This window comes from Alcaligenes sp. Me129 (genome assembly GCF_050487245.1).
Lineage (GTDB): Bacteria > Pseudomonadota > Gammaproteobacteria > Burkholderiales > Burkholderiaceae_B > Alcaligenes > Alcaligenes phenolicus.
The window spans coordinates 203,029-226,739 of sequence record NZ_JBKQGX010000005.1; the positions used below are offsets into that span (position 1 = coordinate 203,029).

The 23,711-nt window shown below is 57.6% G+C and carries 21 protein-coding genes; 7 read left to right on the forward strand and 14 right to left on the reverse strand.

Going from position 1 to position 23,711, the window contains the following annotated elements; genetic code table 11:
• Positions 1-113: 113 nt before the first annotated feature.
• The 4 genes from fba to ACLPGZ_RS07710 form a co-directional block, all read right to left on the reverse strand.
• Positions 114-1,178 (reverse strand): class II fructose-bisphosphate aldolase, encoded by a 1,065-nt coding sequence (gene fba / locus ACLPGZ_RS07695; protein WP_009455128.1) that lies wholly within the window; start codon positions 1,176-1,178, stop codon positions 114-116.
• 81 nt (positions 1,179-1,259) lie between these two features.
• Positions 1,260-1,889 carry a molybdopterin adenylyltransferase gene (gene mog / locus ACLPGZ_RS07700; protein WP_052159344.1) on the reverse strand — a complete coding sequence of 210 codons (630 nt, stop codon included), beginning with the start codon at positions 1,887-1,889 and terminating at the stop codon, positions 1,260-1,262.
• 80 nt (positions 1,890-1,969) lie between these two features.
• Positions 1,970-2,728, reverse strand: a complete 759-nt coding sequence (locus tag ACLPGZ_RS07705) for an SDR family oxidoreductase (protein WP_009455130.1) — start codon at positions 2,726-2,728, stop codon at positions 1,970-1,972.
• A gap of 136 nt (positions 2,729-2,864) precedes the next feature.
• Positions 2,865-4,307: an aldehyde dehydrogenase family protein gene (locus ACLPGZ_RS07710; RefSeq protein WP_083054125.1), complete on the reverse strand. Its 1,443-nt coding sequence runs from the start codon at positions 4,305-4,307 to the stop codon at positions 2,865-2,867.
• Positions 4,308-4,382: 75 nt separating this feature from the next.
• On the opposite strand from ACLPGZ_RS07710, the gene ACLPGZ_RS07715 reads away from it, so the two are divergent.
• Positions 4,383-5,225 (forward strand): NAD-dependent epimerase/dehydratase family protein, encoded by an 843-nt coding sequence (locus tag ACLPGZ_RS07715; RefSeq protein ID WP_052159345.1) that lies wholly within the window; start codon positions 4,383-4,385, stop codon positions 5,223-5,225.
• 10 nt (positions 5,226-5,235) lie between these two features.
• Entirely contained in the window at positions 5,236-5,487 is a 252-nt protein-coding gene (locus ACLPGZ_RS07720) for a type II toxin-antitoxin system HicB family antitoxin (protein ID WP_239055157.1), read from the forward strand.
• A 64-nt stretch (positions 5,488-5,551) separates the two neighbouring features.
• Here the strand turns inward: ACLPGZ_RS07720 and ACLPGZ_RS07725 are convergent, their stop codons facing one another.
• The 3 genes from ACLPGZ_RS07725 to tkt all read right to left on the reverse strand — a co-directional run bounded on the left by ACLPGZ_RS07725 (position 5,552) and on the right by tkt (position 9,876).
• On the reverse strand, positions 5,552-6,742 hold the full coding sequence (locus ACLPGZ_RS07725; RefSeq protein ID WP_022983435.1) for a phosphoglycerate kinase: 1,191 nt from the start codon (positions 6,740-6,742) through the stop codon (positions 5,552-5,554).
• A 62-nt stretch (positions 6,743-6,804) separates the two neighbouring features.
• Positions 6,805-7,818 carry a type I glyceraldehyde-3-phosphate dehydrogenase gene (gene gap / locus ACLPGZ_RS07730; RefSeq protein WP_009455139.1) on the reverse strand — a complete coding sequence of 338 codons (1,014 nt, stop codon included), beginning with the start codon at positions 7,816-7,818 and terminating at the stop codon, positions 6,805-6,807.
• 12 nt (positions 7,819-7,830) lie between these two features.
• A complete protein-coding gene (tkt, locus tag ACLPGZ_RS07735; protein WP_203145076.1) occupies positions 7,831-9,876 on the reverse strand; it encodes a transketolase in 2,046 nt (681 codons plus the stop codon).
• Between the two features lie 194 nt (positions 9,877-10,070).
• Here tkt and ACLPGZ_RS07740 point away from each other — a divergent pair, with 194 nt between their 5' ends.
• Positions 10,071-10,799, forward strand: coding sequence for a 16S rRNA (uracil(1498)-N(3))-methyltransferase (locus ACLPGZ_RS07740; RefSeq protein ID WP_009455141.1), 729 nt, complete (start codon positions 10,071-10,073; stop codon positions 10,797-10,799).
• A gap of 3 nt (positions 10,800-10,802) precedes the next feature.
• On the opposite strand, the gene ACLPGZ_RS07745 is transcribed toward ACLPGZ_RS07740, so the two are convergent.
• The 4 genes from ACLPGZ_RS07745 to ACLPGZ_RS07760 form a co-directional block, all read right to left on the reverse strand.
• Positions 10,803-11,270: a barstar family protein gene (locus ACLPGZ_RS07745; RefSeq protein ID WP_009455142.1), complete on the reverse strand. Its 468-nt coding sequence runs from the start codon at positions 11,268-11,270 to the stop codon at positions 10,803-10,805.
• Positions 11,270-12,466, reverse strand: coding sequence for a patatin-like phospholipase family protein (locus ACLPGZ_RS07750; protein ID WP_239055156.1), 1,197 nt, complete (start codon positions 12,464-12,466; stop codon positions 11,270-11,272). The genes ACLPGZ_RS07745 and ACLPGZ_RS07750 overlap by 1 nt, the downstream gene beginning before the upstream one ends.
• 8 nt (positions 12,467-12,474) lie before the next feature.
• Positions 12,475-14,769: an NADP-dependent malic enzyme gene (locus ACLPGZ_RS07755; protein WP_239055155.1), complete on the reverse strand. Its 2,295-nt coding sequence runs from the start codon at positions 14,767-14,769 to the stop codon at positions 12,475-12,477.
• Positions 14,770-14,985: 216 nt separating this feature from the next.
• On the reverse strand, positions 14,986-15,885 hold the full coding sequence (locus ACLPGZ_RS07760; protein ID WP_083054129.1) for a hypothetical protein: 900 nt from the start codon (positions 15,883-15,885) through the stop codon (positions 14,986-14,988).
• A gap of 142 nt (positions 15,886-16,027) precedes the next feature.
• On the opposite strand from ACLPGZ_RS07760, the gene ACLPGZ_RS07765 reads away from it, so the two are divergent.
• On the forward strand, positions 16,028-17,188 hold the full coding sequence (locus ACLPGZ_RS07765; RefSeq protein WP_239055154.1) for a pyridoxal phosphate-dependent aminotransferase: 1,161 nt from the start codon (positions 16,028-16,030) through the stop codon (positions 17,186-17,188).
• Positions 17,189-17,282: 94 nt separating this feature from the next.
• Here ACLPGZ_RS07765 and ACLPGZ_RS07770 read toward each other — a convergent pair whose 3' ends face one another.
• Positions 17,283-18,122: a lytic transglycosylase domain-containing protein gene (locus ACLPGZ_RS07770; RefSeq protein WP_239055153.1), complete on the reverse strand. Its 840-nt coding sequence runs from the start codon at positions 18,120-18,122 to the stop codon at positions 17,283-17,285.
• A gap of 96 nt (positions 18,123-18,218) precedes the next feature.
• Between ACLPGZ_RS07770 and ACLPGZ_RS07775 the strand changes: the two genes are divergently transcribed.
• Entirely contained in the window at positions 18,219-19,763 is a 1,545-nt protein-coding gene (locus tag ACLPGZ_RS07775; RefSeq protein ID WP_239055152.1) for a UbiD family decarboxylase, read from the forward strand.
• Between the two features lie 125 nt (positions 19,764-19,888).
• Here the strand turns inward: ACLPGZ_RS07775 and gloA are convergent, their stop codons facing one another.
• The gene (gene gloA / locus ACLPGZ_RS07780) at positions 19,889-20,305 is read right to left on the reverse strand and encodes a lactoylglutathione lyase (protein ID WP_239055151.1); all 417 of its coding nucleotides are present in this window, start codon (positions 20,303-20,305) and stop codon (positions 19,889-19,891) included.
• Positions 20,306-20,399: 94 nt separating this feature from the next.
• On the reverse strand, positions 20,400-21,323 hold the full coding sequence (locus tag ACLPGZ_RS07785) for a LysR family transcriptional regulator (protein WP_230940579.1): 924 nt from the start codon (positions 21,321-21,323) through the stop codon (positions 20,400-20,402).
• 306 nt (positions 21,324-21,629) lie between these two features.
• On the opposite strand from ACLPGZ_RS07785, the gene ACLPGZ_RS07790 reads away from it, so the two are divergent.
• Together ACLPGZ_RS07790 and ACLPGZ_RS07795 are read left to right on the forward strand one after the other, a co-directional pair.
• Positions 21,630-23,009 (forward strand): MFS transporter, encoded by a 1,380-nt coding sequence (locus ACLPGZ_RS07790; RefSeq protein ID WP_239055150.1) that lies wholly within the window; start codon positions 21,630-21,632, stop codon positions 23,007-23,009.
• 246 nt (positions 23,010-23,255) lie between these two features.
• Positions 23,256-23,690: a hypothetical protein gene (locus ACLPGZ_RS07795; protein WP_035271159.1), complete on the forward strand. Its 435-nt coding sequence runs from the start codon at positions 23,256-23,258 to the stop codon at positions 23,688-23,690.
• Positions 23,691-23,711: the final 21 nt, after the last annotated feature.

The window sequence follows — 23,711 nt, forward strand, 5'->3', positions numbered from 1 at the left end:
CCGCTGACTATGGATGCAGGCGGGACGACAATCCCGGCGCCTGCGGCACCGGGCAAAGACGCGGAGACCGGGGCGGGCAGTCGTGCTGCCCACTCCTGCTCCGCCTGACAAAATTACTGAACGATCTGGGACAACTCGCCGGTGCTGTACTGGCGGGCGATTTCCTGCAAAGGAATGGCCTTGATCTTGGAGGCCTGACCGGCGGCACCAAACTGCTGGTAGCGGGCCACGCACACTTTCTTGGCGGCTTCGCGAGCAGGTTTCAGGTATTCGCGTGGGTCGAATTTCTCCGGGTTTTCGAACAGGAAACGACGGATGGCAGCGGTCATGGCCAAACGGATATCGGTGTCGATATTGACCTTGCGCACACCGTACTTGATGGCTTCCTGAATTTCTTCCACAGGCACGCCGTAGGTTTCTTTCATGTTGCCACCGAACTGGCGGATTTCAGCCAGCAGTTCCTGAGGCACGCTGGAGCTGCCGTGCATGACCAGGTGAGTGTTGGGCAAACGACGGTGAATTTCTTTCACGCGCTCGATGGACAAAATGTCGCCGGTAGGCTTGCGGGTGAACTTGTAAGCACCGTGGCTGGTACCGATGGCGATGGCCAGTGCATCCAGTTGAGTGCGTGTCACAAACTCAGCAGCCTGCTCGGGGTCGGTCAACAACTGGTCCAGAGTCAGAACGCCGTCAGCACCGTGACCGTCTTCCTTGTCGCCCTGCATGGTTTCCAGGGAACCCAGGCAGCCCAGTTCGCCCTCAACGGTCACGCCCAGCTTGTGAGCCATTTCGACCACTTTGCGGGTAACTTCCACGTTGTATTCAAAATCGGCAATGGTCTTGCCGTCGGGCAGCAAAGAGCCGTCCATCATCACACTGGAGAAACCCAGTTCGATGGCGCCTTTGCAAATCTCGGGGGACTGGCCGTGGTCCTGGTGCATCACCACAGGGATGTTGGGGTAGGACTCGACAGCAGCTTCGATCAGGTGACGCAGAAACGCTTCGCCTGCGTATTTACGGGCGCCGGCCGATGCCTGCATGATGACGGGGCTATCCGTCTCCGAGGCGGCTTCCATAATGGCCTGGACCTGCTCCAGGTTATTGACGTTGAACGCTGGAATACCATAACCGTGCTCGGCCGCGTGATCGAGCAGCTGGCGCATGGAAACTAGGGCCATGAGAAGACCTCCTGAAGACTAAAATAATTGAAAAACTTGGCCGGGCACGGTTCCGTGCACAGCCGATTGTTTGTAAGCGTATTAACTGGCGGTCCGACGCGCCGACTTGGGGCGGAACGCATTGACCACATGCTCGTGAGTTTGTGCGTAAGGTCCACCAATCAGGTCGATGCAATACGGGACTGCTGCAAAAATACCCGGCACCAATACTTGTCCGGTTTCTGAATCCCGTAATCCTTCCAGAGTTTCCTGAATGGCTTTGGGCTGCCCAGGCAGATTGATAATCAGAGCAGCGTGGTCCTGAATTTCTCGGATGACCGCAACTTGCCGCGACAAAATCGCTGTTGGTACGAATTTTAAACTGATTTGACGCATCTGTTCACCGAAACCGGGCATTTCGCGCGTTCCAGCGTCCAGAGTGGCCTCCGGCGTCACGTCGCGACGCGCCGGACCAGTGCCACCGGTAGTCAAAATCAGGTCGCAACCCGCTTCCACCAAGTCGACCAGGGTGTCGGTAATCTGGGCACGCTCGTCGGGAATCAGCCGTTCCAGATAGGCAGGCGCTACCGTCAAGGCGGAGTCCAGCCAGCTGCGCAGCGCCGGTATGCCTTGATCCTGGTACTGTCCGCTGGAGGCGCGATCTGAAACCGACACCAAGCCGATACGCAATTGATCCGGATGCTCGCGGGGAGACTGTCGATTGAATGTCATGCTTTTCCTTGGAAGCGAAATAAACTACAGGCCCTGAACGGGCCTGCCAATAGCACGATTGTAACGAATCGCAGTGGGGCTTAAATACAACGGCCGCCGTCTACTTCGATGCAAGTGCCTGTAATGAACTCGGCCTCGTCCGAGGCCAGATACAGCGCTGCCGCTGCCACGTCCTTGGGTGTGCAAAAACGTCCCAGCGGAATTCCCGCCAAGAAACGGCTGCGGTTTTCCGGCGTATCGGGCATGCCCATGAACTGTTCCAGCAACGCCGTGTCACCAATCACCGGATTAATACAATTCACCCGGATATTATCCGGCCCCAACTCGGCCGCCATACCCTTGCTGATCGTTACCACCGCGCCCTTGGTGCCGTTGTACCAGACCAGTCCGGGGCGCGGACGCAAGGCGGCGGTAGACGCAATATTGATGAAAGAACCCGAGCCCTGGGCGCGCAGATACGGCACAAAGTGTTTGGCGGTCCAGTAAATGCTTTTCACGTTGACGGCATAGACCAGATCGAACTCGCTTTCGCTGACCTCCAGCAACGGTTTATTGCGATGCGTGGTGCCCGCATTGTTCACCACAATATGCAGCCCACCGCATTCGCGCAGGGCAATATCCAACAGGGCATGAACTTCGTCCCCTTGCGAGACATCGCAAGCGGCAAAAATGGCCTGACCACCCTGTGCCTGAATCTGGGCCGCTGCGGCCTGCCCTTGCTCTGCATTCAGGTCGGCAATCAGTACACGCGCTCCTTCGCGTGCAAAGCGCTGTGCAATGCCCAGGCCAAAACCCGATGCACCGCCCGTCACGATAGCCACTTTGTCTTGCAATCGCATGTTTGTCTCCTTCTGCTTTTTATATAGAAATGGCGGCATTGCGCCGCCATCGGTGAAACCTGTTTAGCGTTCAGCTGCCATGCTGCCAGAAAACCGGAACCGCCACAGCCGCGCTAACCCCTAAATGCCCCTACGATCAGCTGGCCGCATGACGTAGCGCAACCGTTTTCAGGGAAGTCAGGGCGTACAAGGCTTCAAAGCCCTTCTCGCGGCCTATGCCGGACTGGCCGGTTCCACCAAAAGGCAGTTCCACCCCACCTGCCGCACCGTAATTATTCACAAAGACCTGCCCGGCTCGCAGTTGCCGGGCCATACGCACTTGACGAGCCCCGTCGCGGGTCCAGACCCCGGCCACCAGACTGTAAGGCGTGCCATTGGCCATGGCGATGGCTTCTTCCTCTGTACCGAAGGGCTGGGCCACCAGAACAGGACCGAAAATTTCCTCCTGGGCCAGACGATGCTCAACAGGCACATGGCCCAATAAAACCGGCACTTGGTAAAAGCCGCCTGCCGGGGCCTTGGAGTCCAGCTTGCCTTGCGCCAGCACCACAATGCCATCCTGGTCCAGATTTTCCAGATAGGAACGCACCCGCGCTTGCTGCTGCGCGCTGATCAGGGGACCGCAATCCAGATTGTCGCTGGCCGCCCCGGTCAGCAGCGCCTTGAAGGCTTCGGCCAGACGCTCGGTAAAGTCGCCATAAATAGCGCGCTGAATCAGCACTCGACTCCCTGCCGAGCAGGTCTGCCCTGCGTTCTGCACAATCGCATTGACCACGACCGGCAAAGCGGCATCCAGATCCGCATCCGAGAACACGATTTGTGGAGACTTGCCGCCCAGCTCCAAGGTGACCGGCACAAAATTCTGCGCTGCTTGCAAGGCCACCTGACGGCCTGTGCCGGGAGAGCCAGTAAAGGAAATGTGATTGATATCCGGATGAGCAGACAGAGCCTGCCCGGCTTCACTACCCAGCCCCGTGCAGATATTCAGCACTCCCGCTGGCAAACCCGCTTCGTGCAACAACTCGGCTACGCGCAGCAAGGACAGGCTGGCATCCTCTGCCGGTTTCACCACGCAGGTATTACCCGCAGCCAGGGACGCGGCTACGCTGCGCCCGAAGATCTGCAAGGGGTAATTCCAGGGGATGATGTGCGCGGTAACGCCCAAGGGTTCACGCAAGGTGAACGCCGTCATCTCCCAGCCCAGCGGGATAGTTTGACCATGCAGCTTGTCCACCGCGCCCGCATAGAACTCAAAATAGCGGACAATGGCAGCAGCATCAGACTGGGCCTGACGCAAAGGCTTGCCGGTATCACGAGACTCCAGCCGCGCCAGCTCCTCTCGGGCATCAGACAGAGTTCGAGCGCAACGCAACAATAACTGGCTGCGTTGGGCGGCCGTCAGACGGCTCCACGGCCCCTGGCTGGCACGTCGGGCGGCCTGTACGGCCCAATCAATATCCACCTCGGACGATTGCGCCAGGCGGGCGAAGGTCTCGCCTGTGGAGGGGTCGATAACCGGTAGCAAACCACCGCCCTCCGCGCCAAGTTGCTGTCCGTCAATCCAATTGCGACACTCCATGACCGCCTCCAATGCTATTGTTATCTCAGCCAATCGAGCTTTGCTCGAGATCATTCTACTCAAGGACCTGCTGCTTTGGACTCTCGACAACGTACTTTGCTCTTAGCGGGCGCTGGCGATCTGGGCACCCGCACCGGGATGCTGGCCCGCCATCACGAATGGCCGGTGATCGGCCTGCGCCGTCATGTTCCCCTGGACGATCACAGCGGGATCGAATGGGTGGAAGCTGATTTGAGCGAGCCCACCTCCCTGCGCCTGAAGCACCGTAAAATCACCCACGTACTTTACGCCGTCTCTCCCGACCAGCGTAGCCAGGCTGCTTATGAGCGGGTATTTCTGCACGGTCTGGAAAACCTGCTCAACGAGCTGGACCTGAAAGCCCTGAAACGCTTTGTCTTTGTATCGTCCAGCGCCGTCTACGGGCCGAGCACTGAATGGGTGGACGAGAACTCGCCCACCGAACCCACGCAATTCAATGGCAAGGTACTGCTGGAGGCCGAGCAACTGCTGCACCACCGCATCCCGGCCCAAGCCGTCGTCATCCGCCCCAGCGGCTTGTACGGTCCAGGTCGTACCCAATTGCTGGACCGCCTGCGTGAAGGCCGTGCCACCGTGCCGGACGACCCGGAGCACTGGGCCAACCGCCTGCATATTGAAGACGCTGCGCGTGCCTGCTGGCACCTGCTGCGCACTCCCGCGCCCTTCCCTTGCTATATAGGTACGGACAGCCGCCCTTACCGGATTACTGAGCTTTACGACGGACTGGCGGATCTGCTGGAAGTAGCCCACCCCGAACGGCGTCAGTCCAACGAAGGGGGTAAACGCCTGAGCAACCAGCGACTGCTGGACAGCGGCTTTCAGCTGGACTGGCCCGACGCCCTACAGGGGTATGCACAGTTGATTAAAGATGGGGCGTAAAGCGCAGCCCATGCTCTATCCACTCCACGTGCACAAGGATGAACATAGCGCCTATGGCGGGCGCTTCCCCGACTTCCCAGGCTGTTTTACAGCAGCTGATGAATTACAGGATCTTGCTCGGGCTGCCCAAGAAGCGGTTAAGGCACACTGCTTCGGTGATAGCTCCCCCCTCCCCTCACCGACCACACCTGAAGACTGGTTAGAGCACGAGGACTATAAAGAGGGATTTGGAATGATGGTCGAGATTGAGCTATCCAAGTAGGCAAAAAACAAAAAAGCCAGCCAACGTTCGTTGACTGGCTTTTTCTTACGAAGCAAAGACTGGCTTAAGCCTTGTCTTCCAACGCAGCCACGGCTGGCAAACGCTTGCCTTCCAGGAATTCCAGGAATGCACCGCCGCCGGTGGAGATGTAGTCAACATCTTCGCCGATGTTGAACTGGGCAATCGCTGCCAGGGTGTCGCCACCGCCCGCAATCGAGAAGGCCTTGGAGCCTGCAATCGCGCGCGACAGGGTTTCGGTGCCTTGTGCGAACGCCGGAAACTCGAACACGCCCAGAGGGCCGTTCCAGACCACAGTGCCGGCTTTGGCAATGATGTCAGCGATCTGCTGAGCCGTTTGCGGGCCCACGTCCAGAATCATGTCATCGTCCTGAACCTGATCAGCAGCCTTGATTTCAGCCGCTGCATCAGCGGCAAAGGACTTGGCACACACCACATCCACAGGGATAGGCACCTCGGCACCGCGCTCTTTCATGATGCGGATCACTTCACGGGCTTCTTCCAACTGGCTTTCTTCCACCAGGGATTTGCCCACGGACAGGCCACTAGCCATCATGAAGGTATTGGCAATGCCGCCACCGACCACCAGTTGGTCAACCTTTTCAGCCAAAGCGCGCAGGATGGACAGTTTGGTGGACACCTTGGCACCACCCACAATCGCGACCAGAGGACGGGCAGGCTGGTTCAGGGCACGGCCCAAGGCCTTCAACTCGGCTTCCAGCAAAGGACCGGCACAAGCCACGGGAGCAAAGCGGGCGATACCTTCGGTAGTCGCTTCAGCACGGTGAGCCGTACCGAAGGCGTCGTTTACGTAAACGTCACACAAGGCTGCCATTTTGCGAGCCAACTCGGGATCGTTCTTCTTCTCACCCACATTGCAGCGGCAGTTCTCCAGCAAGACCACCTGACCGGGCGACACTTGCACGCCATCCAGCCAATTGCGACGCAGCTCAACGGGCATGCCCAGCAACTCGGACAAACGTTGCACCACGGGCTCCAGCGAATCCACAGGCTGGCACTCGCCTTCTTTAGGGCGACCCAGGTGAGACGTGACCATCACCGCAGCGCCGGCATCCAGCGCCATGCGAATGGCAGGCACCGAGGCACGTACGCGCGTATCTTCGGTAATACGTCCGTCTTGCAGGGGGACATTCAGATCAGAGCGGATAAATACCCGCTTGCCTCGCAGCGCGTCCGTTTCGGCCAGCGCAGACAAGGTCTTGATGCTTGTAGACATGATTTTTTGTTCTGGGAATTAACGTGACAGGGGCGGGAAATCCCGCCCCTGCTATTCAGATCTTACTTGGCCGACATCAGTGCGATGGTGCTATCAAGCATACGAATGGAGAAAGCCCATTCGTTGTCGTACCAGGCAGCCACTTTGACCATATTGCCGCCAGTCACTTTGGTCAGCAGGGAATCAACCGTGCTGGAAGCGGTGGTGTGGTTGAAGTCGATGGAAACCAGAGGTTCGGTGCAGTAATCCAGAATGCCCTTCATGGCGCCTTCCGAAGCGGCTTTCAGAATGCCATTCACCTCTTCAACGCTGGTGTTGCGGCTGGCCACGAAAGTCAGGTCAACCATGGACACGTTGATGGTGGGAACGCGCACGGCGTAACCGTCCAGCTTGCCATTCAGCTCTGGCAGCACCAGACCCACGGCAGCCGCTGCGCCGGTCTTGGTGGGGATCATGCTGCTGGTGGCCGAACGGGCACGGCGCATGTCCTTGTGACGCACGTCGGTCAGGACCTGGTCGTTGGTGTAAGCGTGGATGGTGGTCATCAAACCGCTAACCACACCCAGTTCCTTGTGCAAGGGAGCAACCAGGGGAGCCAGACAGTTGGTGGTGCACGATGCGTTGGAGATAACGGTATCGGTGCTCTTCAGAATGTCGTGGTTCACGCCGTACACGATCGTGGCGTCCACATCCTTGCCACCGGGGGCCGAGATGATGACTTTCTTGGCACCGGCTTGAATGTGCTCACCAGCCTTTTCCTTGGTGGTGAAAGCGCCGGTACATTCCAGCACTACGTCCACACCCAGCTCAGCCCAAGGCAGGGTCAGCGCATCGCGCTGGCTCAGCAGGCGGATACGGTCGCCGTTGACCACCAGATGATCGCCATCCAGCGACACATCAGCGTTGAAACGGCCATGCACGGAGTCATAGCGAGTCAGGTGTTCGTTGATCTCGGCACCGCCCGAGGCGTTGATGGCCACGATCTCGATATCGTGTTTTTTGCCGTACTCGTAGTGGGCACGCAAGATCATGCGGCCGATACGACCATAACCATTGATTGCGACGCGAATCGTCATGTCAGACTCCAATTACAAAATTTCTTGAACGGCCGCAGCGACCTTCTCTGCTGTCAGACCAAAATGCTTGAACAGGACGCCAGCCGGGGCGGATTCGCCGTAGGTATCGATACCCACTACAGCGCCTTCCAGGCCCACGTACTTGAACCACAGACCTGTGGTACCGGCTTCAACCGCAACACGCGGGATGCCGGGTGTCAGGACCTGGTCACGCCACTGCTTGTCCTGCGCGTCGAACAGGTTGGTACAAGGCATGGACACCACACGAGTCGCAATACCTTGCTGAGCCAGTTGCTCCTGTGCTTGCAGCGCCAAACCCACTTCGGAGCCGGTTGCCATGATGATGGCGCGCGCATCTTGCGCATCACGCAGCACGTAGCCACCACGACGGATGTTCTGGATGGTTTGCGCATCGCGCTCGACGAAAGGCAGATTCTGGCGCGACAAGAGCAAGGCGCTAGGACCACCGTCCTGTACGTCCATACCGATGCTGGTAGGACGCTCGACCGAGCAAGCCCAGGCCACCGCCGTTTCCGTGGTGTCGCAAGGACGCCAGACATGCAGGTTGGGGATCAAACGCAGGCTGTTGGCGTGCTCGATGGACTGGTGTGTCGGACCGTCTTCGCCCAGACCGATGGAGTCGTGGGTGAATACGTGCACAACACGCTGCTTCATCAAGGCAGCCATACGGATGGCGTTGCGCGAGTAGTCGGAGAAAGTCAGGAAGGTGCCGCCAAAAGGCAGGTAACCACCGTGCAGAGCCAGACCATTCATGATGGCGGCCATACCGAATTCACGTACACCGTAGTTGATGTGGCGACCGAAATGCACACCGTCGGCGTGGGCACGTACGGCTTCGGCACCCTTCCAATCGGTGAAGTTCGACCCGGTCAGGTCAGCCGAGCCACCCAGCATTTCTGGCAGCACATTGACCAAAGCGCTAATGGCCAATTGCGAGGCTTTACGCGACGCAATGGTTTCGGCTTTCTGAGCGGTTTCTTCAATAAAGGCCTGTACTTTGGCGCTGTAGTCGGCAGGCAGCTCGCCTTTCAGACGGCGAGCCAGTTCTGCGGCCAGTTCAGGGTAAGCCTGGCTGTAAGCGTCAAAGCGCTTTTGCCATTCCGCTTGCTGGGCGCCGCCTTTTTCGCGGCAATCCCAACCTTGGTAGACTTCCTGAGGAATTTCAAACGGTCCGTGGTTCCAGTCCAGTGCTGCACGGGTGGCGGCAATTTCATCAGCGCCCAGTGGAGCACCGTGAACCTTCTCGGAACCGGCGGCGTTAGGAGCACCCTTGCCGATCACGGTACGGCAGCAAATCAGGGTAGGACCCGTGCCCTCTTTCGCGTTGCGGCGAGCCTGTTCAATCGCGCTATTGATCGAAGCGGCATCGTGGCCGTCAACCGCGCGTATCACGTTCCAGCCGTAGCTTTCAAAACGGGCGGGCGTATCGTCACCAAACCAGTTCTCGACCTTACCGTCGATGGAGATGCCGTTGTCGTCGTACATCACGACCAGCTTGGACAGTTTCCAGGTACCGGCCAAGGAGCAAGCCTCGTGCGAGATACCTTCCATCAAACAGCCGTCGCCAGCGAAAACCCAGGTCAGGTGGTCGACCACATCGTGGCCTTCGCGGTTGAACTCGCGCGCCAACAAGGCTTCAGCCAATGCGAAGCCAACAGCATTGCCCAAACCCTGGCCCAAAGGACCTGTGGTGGTTTCCACGCCCGCGGTAATACCCACTTCAGGGTGGCCGGGAGTGCGTGAATGCATCTGACGGAAGTTGCGCAGCTCGTCCATGGGCAGGTCGTAGCCACTAAGGTGCAACAAAGCGTAGATCAGCATGGAACCGTGGCCGTTTGACAACACAAAACGGTCGCGATCAAACCAGGCAGGGTCGGCAGGGTTGTGTTTCAGGTGCCGGGTCCAGAGAACCTGGGCGATATCGGCCATGCCCATGGGCGCACCGGGGTGGCCCGAATTAGCTTGTTGCACGGCATCCATAGACAAGGCACGGATGGCATTGGCTAGGGTTTTATCAGAGGCTGACGCAATATCCATTAGAAGCTCATTGGGGCGGCGGCGCGACAATTCCGACAGGCGGACGGCTCACGGCCCTGATTAGTTTATAAAACGCGCTATTTTAGCATTGCTGGCGCTAAATCGCCCCCACTTGAGCTGGGGCCTTGCGCTTTCTCCCCGAAGCCTGGGTACGGTATGCTTGTGCGGTTTTTTATGCTTGATGGTGTCTTGATATGGCAGCTCCCCGTTTCTACCACCCCCTGGACTTGACGGCCCAGACCGAGATCGCCCTGCCCGAGGCTCTGGCGCATCACGCTATCCGGGTGCTGCGTTTGAAGGACGGTCAGGACATTGTCCTGTTTGACGGGCGCGGAACCCAGTATCCCGCCACCTTGCGCATTGATGGCAAAAAGGGCTTTGCCAGCCTGGGCGATGCCCAAACACCTGTCCGCGAGCTGGCCGGTCGCATAACGGTGCTGCAAGGCATTGCCTCCAGCGACAAGATGGACTGGATTATTGAAAAAGCCGTGGAAATGGGCGTCAGCCGCTTTGTGCCGATTCGCGCGCAACGTAGCGTGCTGCAACTGAACGCGGAGCGGCAGGCCAAGCGTATGGGCCATTGGCAAAGAGTGATTGAGTCGGCCAGCGAGCAGTGTGGTCGCAACCGCTTGATGGAACTGTCAGCGCCGCTGACATTGGCCGAATATTTCCGCGAGGCGGAAACTGGCCTGCATCTGTTCTGTGATCCCGATGCGCCCCAGCAATTGGCGCAGGCCATTGGACCGCAAGATCAGGCCATGACTATCTTGATTGGCCCCGAAGGCGGGTGGTCGCCCGAAGAGCAGAAGGTGGCACTGGGTGCCCAGGCTCAGGCGATTCGTTTCGGGCACCGCGTGCTGCGAACCGAAACCGCCGCCTTGGCGCTGACAGCAGCGATCAGCGCCTTGCAAGGCTGGGAATAAGGCTTATTCTTCGTCCTGGCTGGAGTAGGAAGCAGGGGTCTCACCCGGTTCAGGGTCAGGATGCTTGCCAGCGTGCAGAACGACACATACAAAACGGCGCTCGTTATTCGAGGCCCAGGCATGCACATCTTCACACACGCCCAAAATAGCCTGGGCGTCTTTTTCCAATGCAGGATCACCACTGTGCAGATTGTCCAGCCACAGGGCCAGGCCTGCTTTCTGATCCAGCACGGTGTCACACAGGCAATCGTAGAGCGCATCCAGATTGCCACCAAAAAATTCAGGGTAATCGACAGCCTTGGCGACTGCTCGCAGCACAGCGGAACGATTGCGCGCACGATCGCAACTTACTTCCAGGGCGGTAAGCCCCTGGTCCTGTGCCTGCTCCAGAAAATCAGCAGCCGTCAGGCCCGTTGCGTCGAGCACACCGCCTTGTTGCAAAGCTTCTTGCAAAGTCAGGGATTGGCTCATCAGGACGCTTCCTTAAAAAACGCTAACACTTCTTCACTACGACTCATGGTATCGGTCTTTCCTAACTCGATCAGCTCTTGGGTGTAGCCGGACTCGAATAACAAATATGAAATTAATGCACCGCCTGTGGTCGGACCGGACTTTGAAGATACACCAAGTACTCGAAATAGGGTACGTGCAGCAGTTGGCATCTGATGAATATGCCGAGTGGCAATTTCATCCAGCGAGCGGCTGGGGGTGATGGCAAACGTGCTGACAGGACGCAGCGATTGGCTTTGTAATACATTTGCAGGCATATAGGCAAGCAATGTATTGATGCGTTCCATACGCTCAATATCCGTTGACACACTATCGAGGAATATGTTGGATAAAGCATAGCCACTGATCTGCGCCAAAGAGGGGTATGGCGGATCCTTGGATTCCTGTTCGTGATAGGTGTTGTCGGCGTATCCGGTACCCACAATCAGCACCTTGTGCGCTCCCAGATGAATGGCCGGACTGATGGGTGCCAACTGACGCATCGTCCCGTCCCCGCACCACTGGGTTTGCTTGCCCACTTGCAGAGACTGAGCCGGAAACATGAAGGGAATGGCGCTGGAAGCCATCAGGTGGTCCACCCCGATGACACCGGGGATGGCACGGCGCAGATTGCGCGTCCAGGGGCGAATACGCTCGTCAGACTGATAAAAAGTCAGGTGCTCACCAGTGGTGTAGGCCGCTGCCGTAATCGCCAGCGCGCCCACATGCTGCTGGGCCAGATTGCGCTGCAAACGGTCGAAGTCCAGGCTCTCTTCCAGCAGGTCGCGCAGGGGCGAATTATCCAGCATGGAGTGCGGCACATGGTCACGCAGACGCGGCGCCAGCCAGCCCAAGGCCAGCGTGGCCACCCAGTGCACACTGGTCGCCAGCAACTGCAAAGGGTCAGCATGAAAGATATCGTTGGTGCGCAACGAGCCCCACAGCTGTTGTATATGGTCTACAGCCTCATGAGGCCTGTCGGCGCGACACGCCAATCCGGCAGCGTTGATGGAGCCTGCCGAAGAGCCACAAATAATATCGAAGGGATTGCGAAACTGAGGGTTGCGATCAGGGTCCAGCAGCTCCAGCAAACCGGCCAGCACCCCGGCCTGATACGCGCCGCGCGCCCCGCCCCCATTCAGGACCAATGCCACAGGAGCGGGAGAGCGCTGGATCATGGTAGGTATCAGCCTTCAGTAGCGACGTTGGCATCCACTACCGTGACCGCCGTCATATTGACGATACGGCGCACCGAAGAAGTGGACGTCATGATGTGAACCGGTGCTCGTGCCCCCAACAGGAAGGGGCCGATTGCCACGTTACCACCGGCAGCCGTCTTGAGCAGGTTGTAGGCAATATTGCCTGCCTCCACGTTCGGGCACACCAGCAAGTTCGCCTCGCCAGTCAGGGCCGAGGTGGGCAGGATTTGATGGCGGGCCTTTTCATCCAGCGCGCAATCGCCGTGCATTTCCCCGTCCACCTCCAGACTGGGGGCCAGCTTGCGCACACGCTCCAGCGCACCCCGCATGGTGACGGCGGCAGGCGAATCATTGGTGCCGAAGTTGGAGCTGGACAGCAAGGCCACCTTGGGTTCGATATTGAACTGACGCATCTTGCGAGCTGCCGCCAAGGTGATTTCAGCTACCTGATCTGCATCGGGATCGTGGTTCACGTGCGTGTCCGTCAAGGCCACGGTACGCTCGCTAAGCAGCAGAATATTCATGGCCGCATACGTTTCCACGCCGGGTGCCTTGCCAATCACCTGATCGACCAGCTCCAGATGGTTCTCGTAACGGCCCACCGTACCGCAAATCATGCCATCAGCATCACCCAGATGCAGCATCATGGCGCCGATCAAGGTTGGGCGACGACGCATTTCCACACGCGCCATCTCTTTACTGATACCGCGACGGGACATGATTTCCCAGTAGCTGGTCCAGTAACGGTGGAAACGATCATCCTGCTCGGGGTTGGTCACTTCCACATCAATGCCCAAGCGCAGACGCAGGCCATAGCGTTCAATACGCTGCTGCAGGACAGCCGGACGCCCCACCAGAATCGGGCTGGCCAAACCCTCATCCACAATAATCTGCACGGCGCGCAATACACGCTCGTCCTCGCCCTCGGTAAAGACCACACGGGACTTGGCGCCGTCCTGCACCAGGCCACGGGCCAGCGAATAGATGGGCTTCATGAAGGAGCCGGACTTGTAGACGAACTGACGCAGCTGATAGATATAGCTCTTCAAATCCGCTATCGGACGCGTCGCCACGCCCTCGTCCATCGCCGCCTTGGCAACGGCAGGCGCAATGCGCACGATCAGGCGTGAATCGAACGGACGGGGAATAAAGAAGGATGGGCCAAAAGAAACCTCTTCCAGACCATAAGCAGCGGCTACGCCTTCATCCTGCTCTTCACGCGCCAGCTGACAAATAGCCAGCACAGCGGCTTTCTCCATGCCGCGCGTGATCGTGGTGGCTCCCACATCCAGCGCACCACGGAAGATATAAGGGAAGCACAGCACATTATTGACCTGGTTCGGGTAATCCGAACGGCCGGTTGCCATGACGACATCATCACGCACGGCGTGGGCATCTTCAGGCAGGATCTCGGGATTGGGATTGGCCAAGGCCAGAATCAGCGGCCGGGGAGCCATTTTCTTCAGCATCTCGGGCTTGAGCACGCCACCAGCGGACAAGCCCAGAAACACATCGGCCCCATCAATCACATCACTCAGGCTGCGGGCGTCGGTCTGCTTGGCAAAGCGGGCCAGCTCGGGTACGGGATTGCCGGGACGACCTTCATACAGCACGCCATCAATATCAGTAACCCAGACATTTTCCAGCGGCAGCCCCATATCAATCATCAGGTCCAGGCAAGCCAGCGCGGCCGCACCAGCCCCCGAAGTCACCACCTTGACCTGCTTGATGTCTTTTTCCACCACGCTCAGGCCATTCAGAAAAGCGGCCGTCACACAAATGGCGGTGCCATGCTGGTCGTCGTGGAAAACAGGAATGCTCATGCGCTGGCGCAGCTTGCGCTCCACCTCGAAACACTCGGGTGCTTTGATGTCTTCCAGATTGATGCCGCCAAAGGTCGGCTCCAGACCCGCAATAATGTCCACCAGCTTGTCCGGGTCGGTTTCATTGATCTCGATATCAAAGACATCCAGACCCGCAAAACTCTTGAACAGCACGGCCTTGCCTTCCATGACCGGCTTGGAAGCCAGCGCGCCAATATTGCCCAGGCCCAACACAGCGGTGCCGTTGGAAATCACCCCAACCAGATTGCCCCGACCGGTGTAGCGAAAGGCATTTTGCGGGTCGTTGACGATCTCCTCGCAAGCGGCCGCAACCCCAGGCGAATAGGCCAGTGCCAGATCGCGCTGGTTGGAGAGTTGCTTGGTCGGCGTGACCGATAACTTTCCGGGTCTGCCCTGCTCGTGATATTCCAGGGCTGCTTTCCGAAAATTGGCGTCCATGCTTATACCTACCCAAAAATCCATTCAAAACGGACCGGGATCGCCAGAGCGCTGCCATTGCCTGTCAGCGTGAATTCAAACAAGCGCGTGGCTTGATACGCTGAATGCTGTTCTTGTCTCCGAAACCCCAGTCACCTTGCCTGGCCCTCAAGGCCAAAGCAAGGACCATTCTAGCCCTTGAGTTACAACATGGGTCAAGCGCAGGCCTGGACAAACTTACAGCGTCTGGCCCGGATAGGAAAATCGGTCCGCTGGATCAAACAGGGCTTTGATGCGGCTATCCACATCCTGAGCTTGCCAGGACTGCTCCTGATTCGGCCAGGACCAATCTTGCGGGTCCGAGCCGCTTAAAACGGCATCATCCAGCACCAGCCATTCCACCCAGGCCAAATCACCGCCGTGGCCCAGCATCAGATGAGCCAGATTGATGCCCCCGCCTTCAACCGGCTCCAGCGCATCCAGCCTATAGCGGCAAGGCCATTGTTCCTGTCTCAAGGCTTGGGTTTCGGATTCGCCCATCAATTGGAACAGGGCCGGAATCAACTGCTGCATGCGCAGGCTATCAAGCGGGTTGCGGTTTTCCTGACCAAAGGGACCCAAGGCTGCCTGCGTGTTGTCAGCCAGAATGACCGAGCAATGCAACACGCCCGACAAGGCAGTGCGACCTGTGGGCCAATCATGCTGGCGTCGATCCGCCAGCCAGGCGGCCACGGTCATCCCGGCAGGCGCATTGGCCAGTCCTTGAAAACCTTTGGCTTCCATTTCACCCAGCAGACAGCCAGGCTGAACAAACCAGCGATTGGAGTTGGGCTCCAGACGGTCGCAGCGGGCCATCTGTCGGCCCGGTGCAAGAACAATCAAGGGACCATCGGTTTCACTGGCCTGCGGCACACCTTCCAGACACACCGTCACACCGTACTCGGCGGCCAGCGTCAACACCATATGGACATCCGCGCTGGAGGCAGGCTCCAGACGAGCCTGCTCGTGATCCGGTTCCGAACTGAGTTCTGACCACTCACCTTGAACCCGAGCTTTCAGACGTGAACAAAATGTCTGCCACGCTGTTTGGGGAGGACGACGCCCCATCAAAAATGCACGCCGCGACGAAGAAACCATAGACTTTTCCTGCAACAAACCTAAACTTGAGTCTCACTGGCCCGACGGTTTGTACCCCTACAGGGCACACGCACATGCCACAGCCACCTGACGCCCTTTTGAGCAAGGTCCTACAATACACTTTTTACCCGAGATTTGCCGTATGTCCCGCCTCGCCAGTCGTACCGAACATGTTCTTCCTTTTCATGCTGTTGAACTCTTCAAACAGGCTAATGCCCTGAAGGCCACAGGCCGCGACATTATCAGCCTGGGCATAGGCGAACCGGACTTCACCGCCCCGCACGCCGTGGTCGATGCGCTGCATCAGGCCAGTAATCAAGGCTTGAGTCAGTACACCGCCCCTGCCGGTCTGACGGCTTTACGTGAACGCATCGCCCTGTATTACGAGCAGCAGTTCCAGGCCCGTGTCGACCCTTCGCGTATTGTGGTCACGGCCGGCGCATCCGGTGCCCTGTCTCTGGCTACGCTGGCTCTGATCAATCCTGGTGACGAAGTGCTGATGCCCGATCCGTCCTACCCGGCCAACCAGAACTTCATCATGGCAGCCGGTGGTACGGCCCGCCTGATCCCGGCCTCGGCGGAGGAGCGCTTTCAGCTAAGTGCCCAGCATATTCGCGAGCACTGGGGTCCCAAGACCCGCGGCGTTCTGATTGCGTCGCCCAACAATCCCACTGGCGCAACGATTTCCCGCCCTGCCCTGCAAGAACTGATCAAGGAAGTGCGCGCCCGTGATGGCTTCATCATCATGGACGAGATTTATCTGGGTCTGTTTTATGAAGAAGCACCGCTCAGCGCCCTGACCCTGGATCAGGACATTATTGTTATCAATAGCTTTTCCAAGTACTTCCACATGACGGGCTGGCGTCTGGGCTGGTTGATCCTGCCCACCTGGATGACAGAAGCCTGCGAGCGCATGGCTGCCAGTCTGGCAATTTGCGCTCCCTCCCTGGCCCAACATGCCGCCCTGGCCTGCTTCGAGCCTGAAACCATGGCGATTTATGAAGAGCGTCGGCTGGCCTTCAAACAGCGTCGTGATTATCTGCTGCCCGAGCTGGAGCGTCTGGGCCTGCGCGTACCCGTGCGCCCGGATGGCGCTTTCTATATTTATACGGATATTCGTGAGTACAGTCAGGACAGCGATGCCTTCTCGCAGCAACTGCTGCACGAGGCCGGAGTGGCCGCTGTGCCGGGCCGGGACTTTGGTACGGCCCACGCGCCTTACACCTTGCGCCTGTCCTACGCCACTGGCATGGACCGCTTGCAAGAAGCGATCAGTCGTCTGAGACAATTTCTGGGCCGCTAAACCCGGCATCGTTTCAGTCTGCCGGGCAATGCAGCCCGACTCCAGTAAAGTATTTCGGGCCGCAAGGCCCGATTTCTTTTTCCATTCAGACCACTTAGCGTGCCCGGATCGGAATGCCCGAGGCCAAGGCAATACGGCGACGTTCAGCCAGCACCTTCGCGCCATAGCCGCCATCGCTAGGCCCGGTTGCGCCCACATAACAGGCCAGGCCACCTTCAATAGACCCTCGGCGGCGAATACAGTCCGACAGAATCTGCGCACCCACCCGAATATTTGCCTCGGGGCTCAGCACGGCCAACGTCCCTTCCATATAGATATCGAACTTCTCTTTATGGACTTTGGTCATCACCTGCATCAGGCCCTGCGCACCTACATGACTTTCCGCATAGGGGTTGTAGCGTGACTCAATGGCGATCACCGCCAGAATCAGTTGGGGGTCCAGATTCTTTTCCTTGCCCACAATAAAAGCGGTGTGGATCAAGGCCCCCGCCACCGAATAGGCAATCTTGTACTTGCGCGCCAAATAGCTGCGCAAGGCCTGCTGCTGAGCCGCCGTGACGCCCGCAATGGGCTGCCCGGTGACCGAAGCACGCAGGTTCTTCATAAAGCCCTGATAAGTAGAGACAGCTTGCTGCTGTTCTGTCTGGCTCAAGTCCTCGCCCTCTTCGGACAGGTTGGACTGTATCTTGTCCGCTGGCCAGACCGCCTGGCTGTACGCATCGTATTTCACCGCCTCGGGGCGCAGGGTTTGCACGAGACCGGTATAAAGCTGGTTAAACTGAGCGCGCATCGACGGCACAACCACACAGGCTGCAATCGTCACCAGTACGGCAATGCCCAGGTACATGGCACACACGTGCACAAACTCACCGATGCGATACGTCAGGGTGCGGGCCGAGCGACTAAGTACATAGTCCATATCTTGGAAGCCCATGGGATCATCCTTAGTATTGCTAACTGCCCGATGTTAACCTTAGAACCTGTTCAAGGTCTTAACCAAAAATATCTGCAAGCGGAGCCCCGTTCTTCTGTGAAATACCGTGACTTGAGAGACTTTATTGCCCAGCTGGAAGCCAAGGGCGATCTGAAGCGGATTACGCAGCCAGTTTCCACCTCGCTGGAAATGACTGAAATCAGTGACCGGGTACTGCGTGCCGGTGGACCGGCGCTTTTGTTTGAAAACGCCCAGCATCAAGGCTCCAAAGCCGCCATGCCTGTCCTGGCCAATTTGTTCGGCACGCCGCAACGCGTCGCCTGGGGCATGGGTGCACAGGATGTGTCGGCATTACGCGACACTGGCGAGCTGCTGGCCAATCTGAAAGAGCCGCAAGCCCCCACCGGGATGCGTGATGCGCTGTCCAAAGTATCCATGCTCAAGTCCGCCCTGTGGGATATGAGCCCCAAGAATGTCCGCTCTCCCGCGTGTCAGGAAGTGGTACTGGAAGGCAAGGATGTGGACCTGAACCAGATCCCCTTGCAACTGTGCTGGCCCGGCGACGTGGCCCCCTTGCTGACCTGGGGCTTGGTGATTACCAAAGGCCCCCACGCCAAGCGTCAGAACCTCGGTATCTACCGTCAACAGCTGATTGGCCGTAACAAGCTCATCATGCGCTGGTTGTCCCACCGTGGCGGTGCCTTGGACTTCCGCGATCATGCACTGACCAACCCCGGCAAGCCCTTCCCGATTGCCGTTGCCCTGGGCACCGACCCCGCCACCATTCTGGGTGCGGTCACCCCCGTGCCCGATAGTCTGTCCGAATACCAGTTTGCCGGTTTGCTGCGCGGCTCGCGCACCGAAGTGGCCAACGCCCTGGGTAGCGACTTGTCCGTACCCGCCTGGGCCGAGATTGTCCTGGAAGGGCATATCCTGCCCAGCAATCACCCGGATGCTCTGGCTCCCGAAGTCCCCGAAGGCATGAAGCCGCCCGCCGACAGCAGCTACGAAATGGCACTGGAAGGCCCTTACGGCGACCACACCGGCTACTACAACGAGCAGGACTGGTTCCCGGTCTTTACTGTCGAGCGCATCACCATGCGCCGCAACCCGATTTACCACAGCACCTACACCGGCAAACCGCCCGATGAACCTGCCGTTCTAGGCGTTGCGCTGAACGAAGTCTTTGTGCCCCTGCTGCGTAAACAATTGCCTGAAATTGTGGACTTCTACCTGCCTCCCGAAGGCTGCAGCTACCGCCTGGCCGTGGTGTCCATACGCAAGCAATACGCAGGCCACGCCAAGCGCGTGATGTTTGGTGTCTGGAGCATCTTGCGCCAGTTCATGTACACCAAGTTCATCGTGGTGGTGGACGAGGATGTGAACACGCGCGACTGGAAAGAAGTGATCTGGGCCATGACCACCCGTATGGACCCGGTGCGCGATACCGTGCTGGTGGAAAACACGCCTATCGACTATCTGGACTTTGCCTCGCCCGTTTCGGGACTGGGCGGCAAGATGGGCATGGATGCCACCAATAAATGGCCCGGAGAAACCCAGCGCGAATGGGGTACCCCTATCCAGATGGATGAGTCCACCAAGAAGAAAGTGGACGATATGTGGAGTTCGCTGGGGCTGTAAGCCAGAACGCGCCTTCATATGGCGCATTCCAAAAACAAACAAAGACCATCACCGCAACGGTGCATGGTCTTTGTTTTATTCTGCTCTTCAATGCGGGCCAGTCAACGCTACGCCCAAGGCCAGTATCAGGTCGGCGAGGCCAAAGGCTCCACCAGTTCAATCAGGTACTCATCCGGGTCAAACACAAAGGCAATCGTGCGGTTACCGTGATTCATCTGTTTAGGTGGCGTCTTGATCCTGACGCCCTGCTCCTCCAGATAACGCACCGCCTGATGCACGTCCTGGACCATCAAGGCCAGATGACCAAAGGCCCCGCCCTTTTCATACGGCTCTTTTTGATCCCAGTTCCAGGTCAGCTCCAGACTGGACTGCGTGCTTTGGTCAAAGCTGAGAAACACATTGGTAAAGCGGCCAGACTCATAGTCTGTGTGGCGCACCACATGCATGCCCAGAATATCGCGGTAGAACGCCAGGGATCGCTCCAGATCCAGGACGCGCACCATGACATGATCAAGGCCAAACTGTATTTGGGAAGTGCTCATAGCAAGGGGCAGAGGGTTGAAAATTGCAATGTAGCAAAACCGCCCTCCTTGCATCATGACCGCTCATCAAGGGTCCATGAGAAATACTCAAGCCTTACGCACTGGCTGCCATCAGCTCCGACGAGATGGTCTGGATGAATAAAGGCACGCAGGGATTGGCATTGCTTTCCTGCCACATGATGTTGATGAAGGACTGCGGATGCTGGCCCGACAAGTCCAGATCAATCGCCACCAGATCACGGTGCACGTACTTGCGCAAGGACTGCGACAAAACGGCAATGCCGATATTGGCCGCCACCATGCTCATGATGCCGGTAATGGTGCTGGCTTCCTGTACGGAATTGGGATGGAAACCGGCATGTCGACACAGAGAATAGAAATAGCGCCGCCAGACCTGCCAATGCGTCTTGCTACCCACCACAAAGCGCTCATTGGCCAGTTCCACCAAGGGGATGGATTTTTCTTTTGCCAAAGGATGATCGCTCTGTAAAAGAACGATGGGATCATCACGACATACCGGCTTCCACAGCACGCCCAGTTCCTCGGGGTCATCAGAGAAAGCAAAGCCAAAGCCCAGGTCCAGACTGCCCTGCTGCAAGCCCTGTATTTGCTGCTGCGTGGGCATATATAACAAATCGGTTGTGATGTTCGAATACTGCTGCTTGAAGTGCTCCAGCGTTCTGGGCAGCACGTCCTGCACCGCATAGTCGTTATAGGCAATGATCAGGTGTCCGATATCGCCAAACTTGGCTTTCTGAGCCAGCTCGATACCGCGCTCCAGATGCACAAAAACCTGTTCGATTTCCTGCAGCAATAAAAAGCCTGCCGCTGTGAGCTTGACCTGGCGGGTGCTGCGTTCAAACAGGTCCACCTGCAAATCATCTTCCAGCTTTTTGATGATGCGCGTCAGGCCCGGTTGCGTGATGTGCAGCAACTCCGCCGCCTTCTTGAAATGCAACTGTTCGGCTACCGTTTTAAAGGCGCGCAGATGATGCAAATCCAGGCGTGCGGGAATCATGGTTTCGCTCATATTTTAGATTGATAACATTGCGATCAATAATAGTGCGCGAATAGTGAATGGACAAGCAATTTGCAGAGGATTAGCTTATCTAGCACGCACTGGATGGCGCTTTGCAAGCATGCCAGGACCGGATGCCCAGCCCCACGGAAAGGAGGAACTCATCCTGTTGCAGCCGATGCTCTAGCCGAGCTTTCAACCAATACCAAGAAAAGATAGACACGTAGAAATAATAAAAAAACCAGCTACCCCCACAGGGTTTGATTTCAAAAAACAGATAGTCCCAATACTTGAGGAGACATAAGTATGCAAAGGGAAAGCACCGTGGCCGAATCGGAACATACCGATACGGGTCACATCAAGAAAGTAATGATGGGTTCAGCGGCCGGTACGATCGTTGAATGGTTTGACTTTGCCTTGTTCGGCTATATGGCCGTCTACATCGCACAAAACTTCTTCCCCTCGGAAGACAAGATGGCGGGCCTGCTGGCCACCTTTGCCGTATTTCTGGTGTCCTTTATTGTTCGCCCCCTGGGCGGCATCTACTTTGGCAGGCTGGGCGACCGCATTGGCCGCAAGAAGATTCTGGCCCTGACCGTCTTGCTGATGTCCGGGTCCACCGCCGCCATCGGTCTGATTCCAACCTATGAAAGCATTGGCATCTGGGCTCCGGTTCTGCTGATCATCATCCGCTGTATTCAGGGGCTGTCGGCCGGTGGCGAATATACGGGCGCCACCATCTACACCGTTGAACACAGCCCCATGAACAAACGCAACTCCTACGCCTGGGCCATGTCCGGTGCTACGTACTTTGCGTTTGCACTGGCAGCCGGGATCAGCGCCGGTCTGGCCGCCATTGTCGGTACCGAGGCCATGGGTGATTGGGGCTGGCGCACCATCTTCCTGCTGGCCATTCCCATGGGCATTGTGGCCTTCTTCATTCGGGATCATCTGGCCGAGTCGCCCGAGTTCCAGCAGATGCGTGCGGAGAAAAAAGGCCAGCTCAGCTACAGCGCGTCCCAGGTGTTCAAGGCAGAGGGTTCCAATATTGTGAAGCTGGGCGGCTTTATCGTGCTGTACGCCCTGTCCTTCTACATTTTCTCCACCTACATGAACACCTTCCTGCGCACGGTCATTGGCTTGTCCTCCGTCCAGTCCCTGACTGCGAACATGGTTGCCCTGCTGTTTGTCACCGCCCTGACCCCGCTTGCCGGTGTGATCTCGGACCGGGTGGGCCGCCGTCGCATGATGCAATTTGCCGCTGTCTGGCATGCGCTGTTCACCATTCCGGCCTATATGATCGTCAGCAAGGGAGCTTCGTTGGAGGCCGCCATTTTCGGCATGCTGATTATCGGTATTGGTCAGGTGGCAGCCAGCGTGGTGGCCGTCACCCTGCTCTCGGAGATGTTCCCGACCGACATGCGCTATACCGCTTCGAGCATGTGCTACAACATCACCTTCGCAATTTTTGGTGGCACCGCACCTTACCTGGCTATCTGGCTGACGGCGCAAACAGGCAGCTATCTGGCTCCCGCGTTTTACGTCACGGTGGTCGCGGTTCTGTGCTTTTTCTGGGTAACTGTGCTGATGCCCGAAACCGCCAACAAGCCTTTGCGCCGCTACCACACCGAACCGGCTCATGATGCCAAACCGGCCGTCAGCATGGGCAAGGCAAGCGCCAGTTAAGCCTTCTTTATTCCCGCTGGTTTTCCGCAATCAACAGCCCTGTTTTACAGGGCTGTTTTTTTATGGAAAAAGAGCATTGATTTACATTAAAAGCAATTCACATAAAGCTGATTCTGCCCATACAGAAACAGTATTCCCATACCGGCTTCTATAGAATAACCTTCTATAGCCCGCGTCAAATATAGACTCACCTCCTGCCTTAAGCAGACTGAAGAATGCGCTTGCACTGCCCAAGGGATTTGCACCATGACCACCATCAGCCTCACCGACGTAACCGTAAGCAGCGACGCCGCCTCGCATGCCCAAGGGTGGCTGACGGTTCAATTCAGCAATGGCTACCGCATCCAGGCCTCCTGCCCCGAGAGTAATGACAACTGGGCTCAGGGAACCCGGCAGTTGTGCAAGCCAGGACATCACGACGGTCTGGCTCCCACGCAGGTGGACGAGCTGCTGATGCAAGCGGCTGACGATGGCAGCTATGTCGTCTTGCAGGCCACTTTACCCAAGACCTCCATTCCCATGACCTATGCCCGTCCCGCTGACGAGCACGTTTATATGGAGCTGTCCCATAAACAGCAAAGCGTTTTCAGCGCAGATTTTCTGGCCATTGCCGCGATTATTTTCGGGGCCTTGTATGGTTTGAAATGGCTCTTTGAAAAGTACCTGCTGCCCAAACTATAAAAACGCGGCCCAAAAAAACGT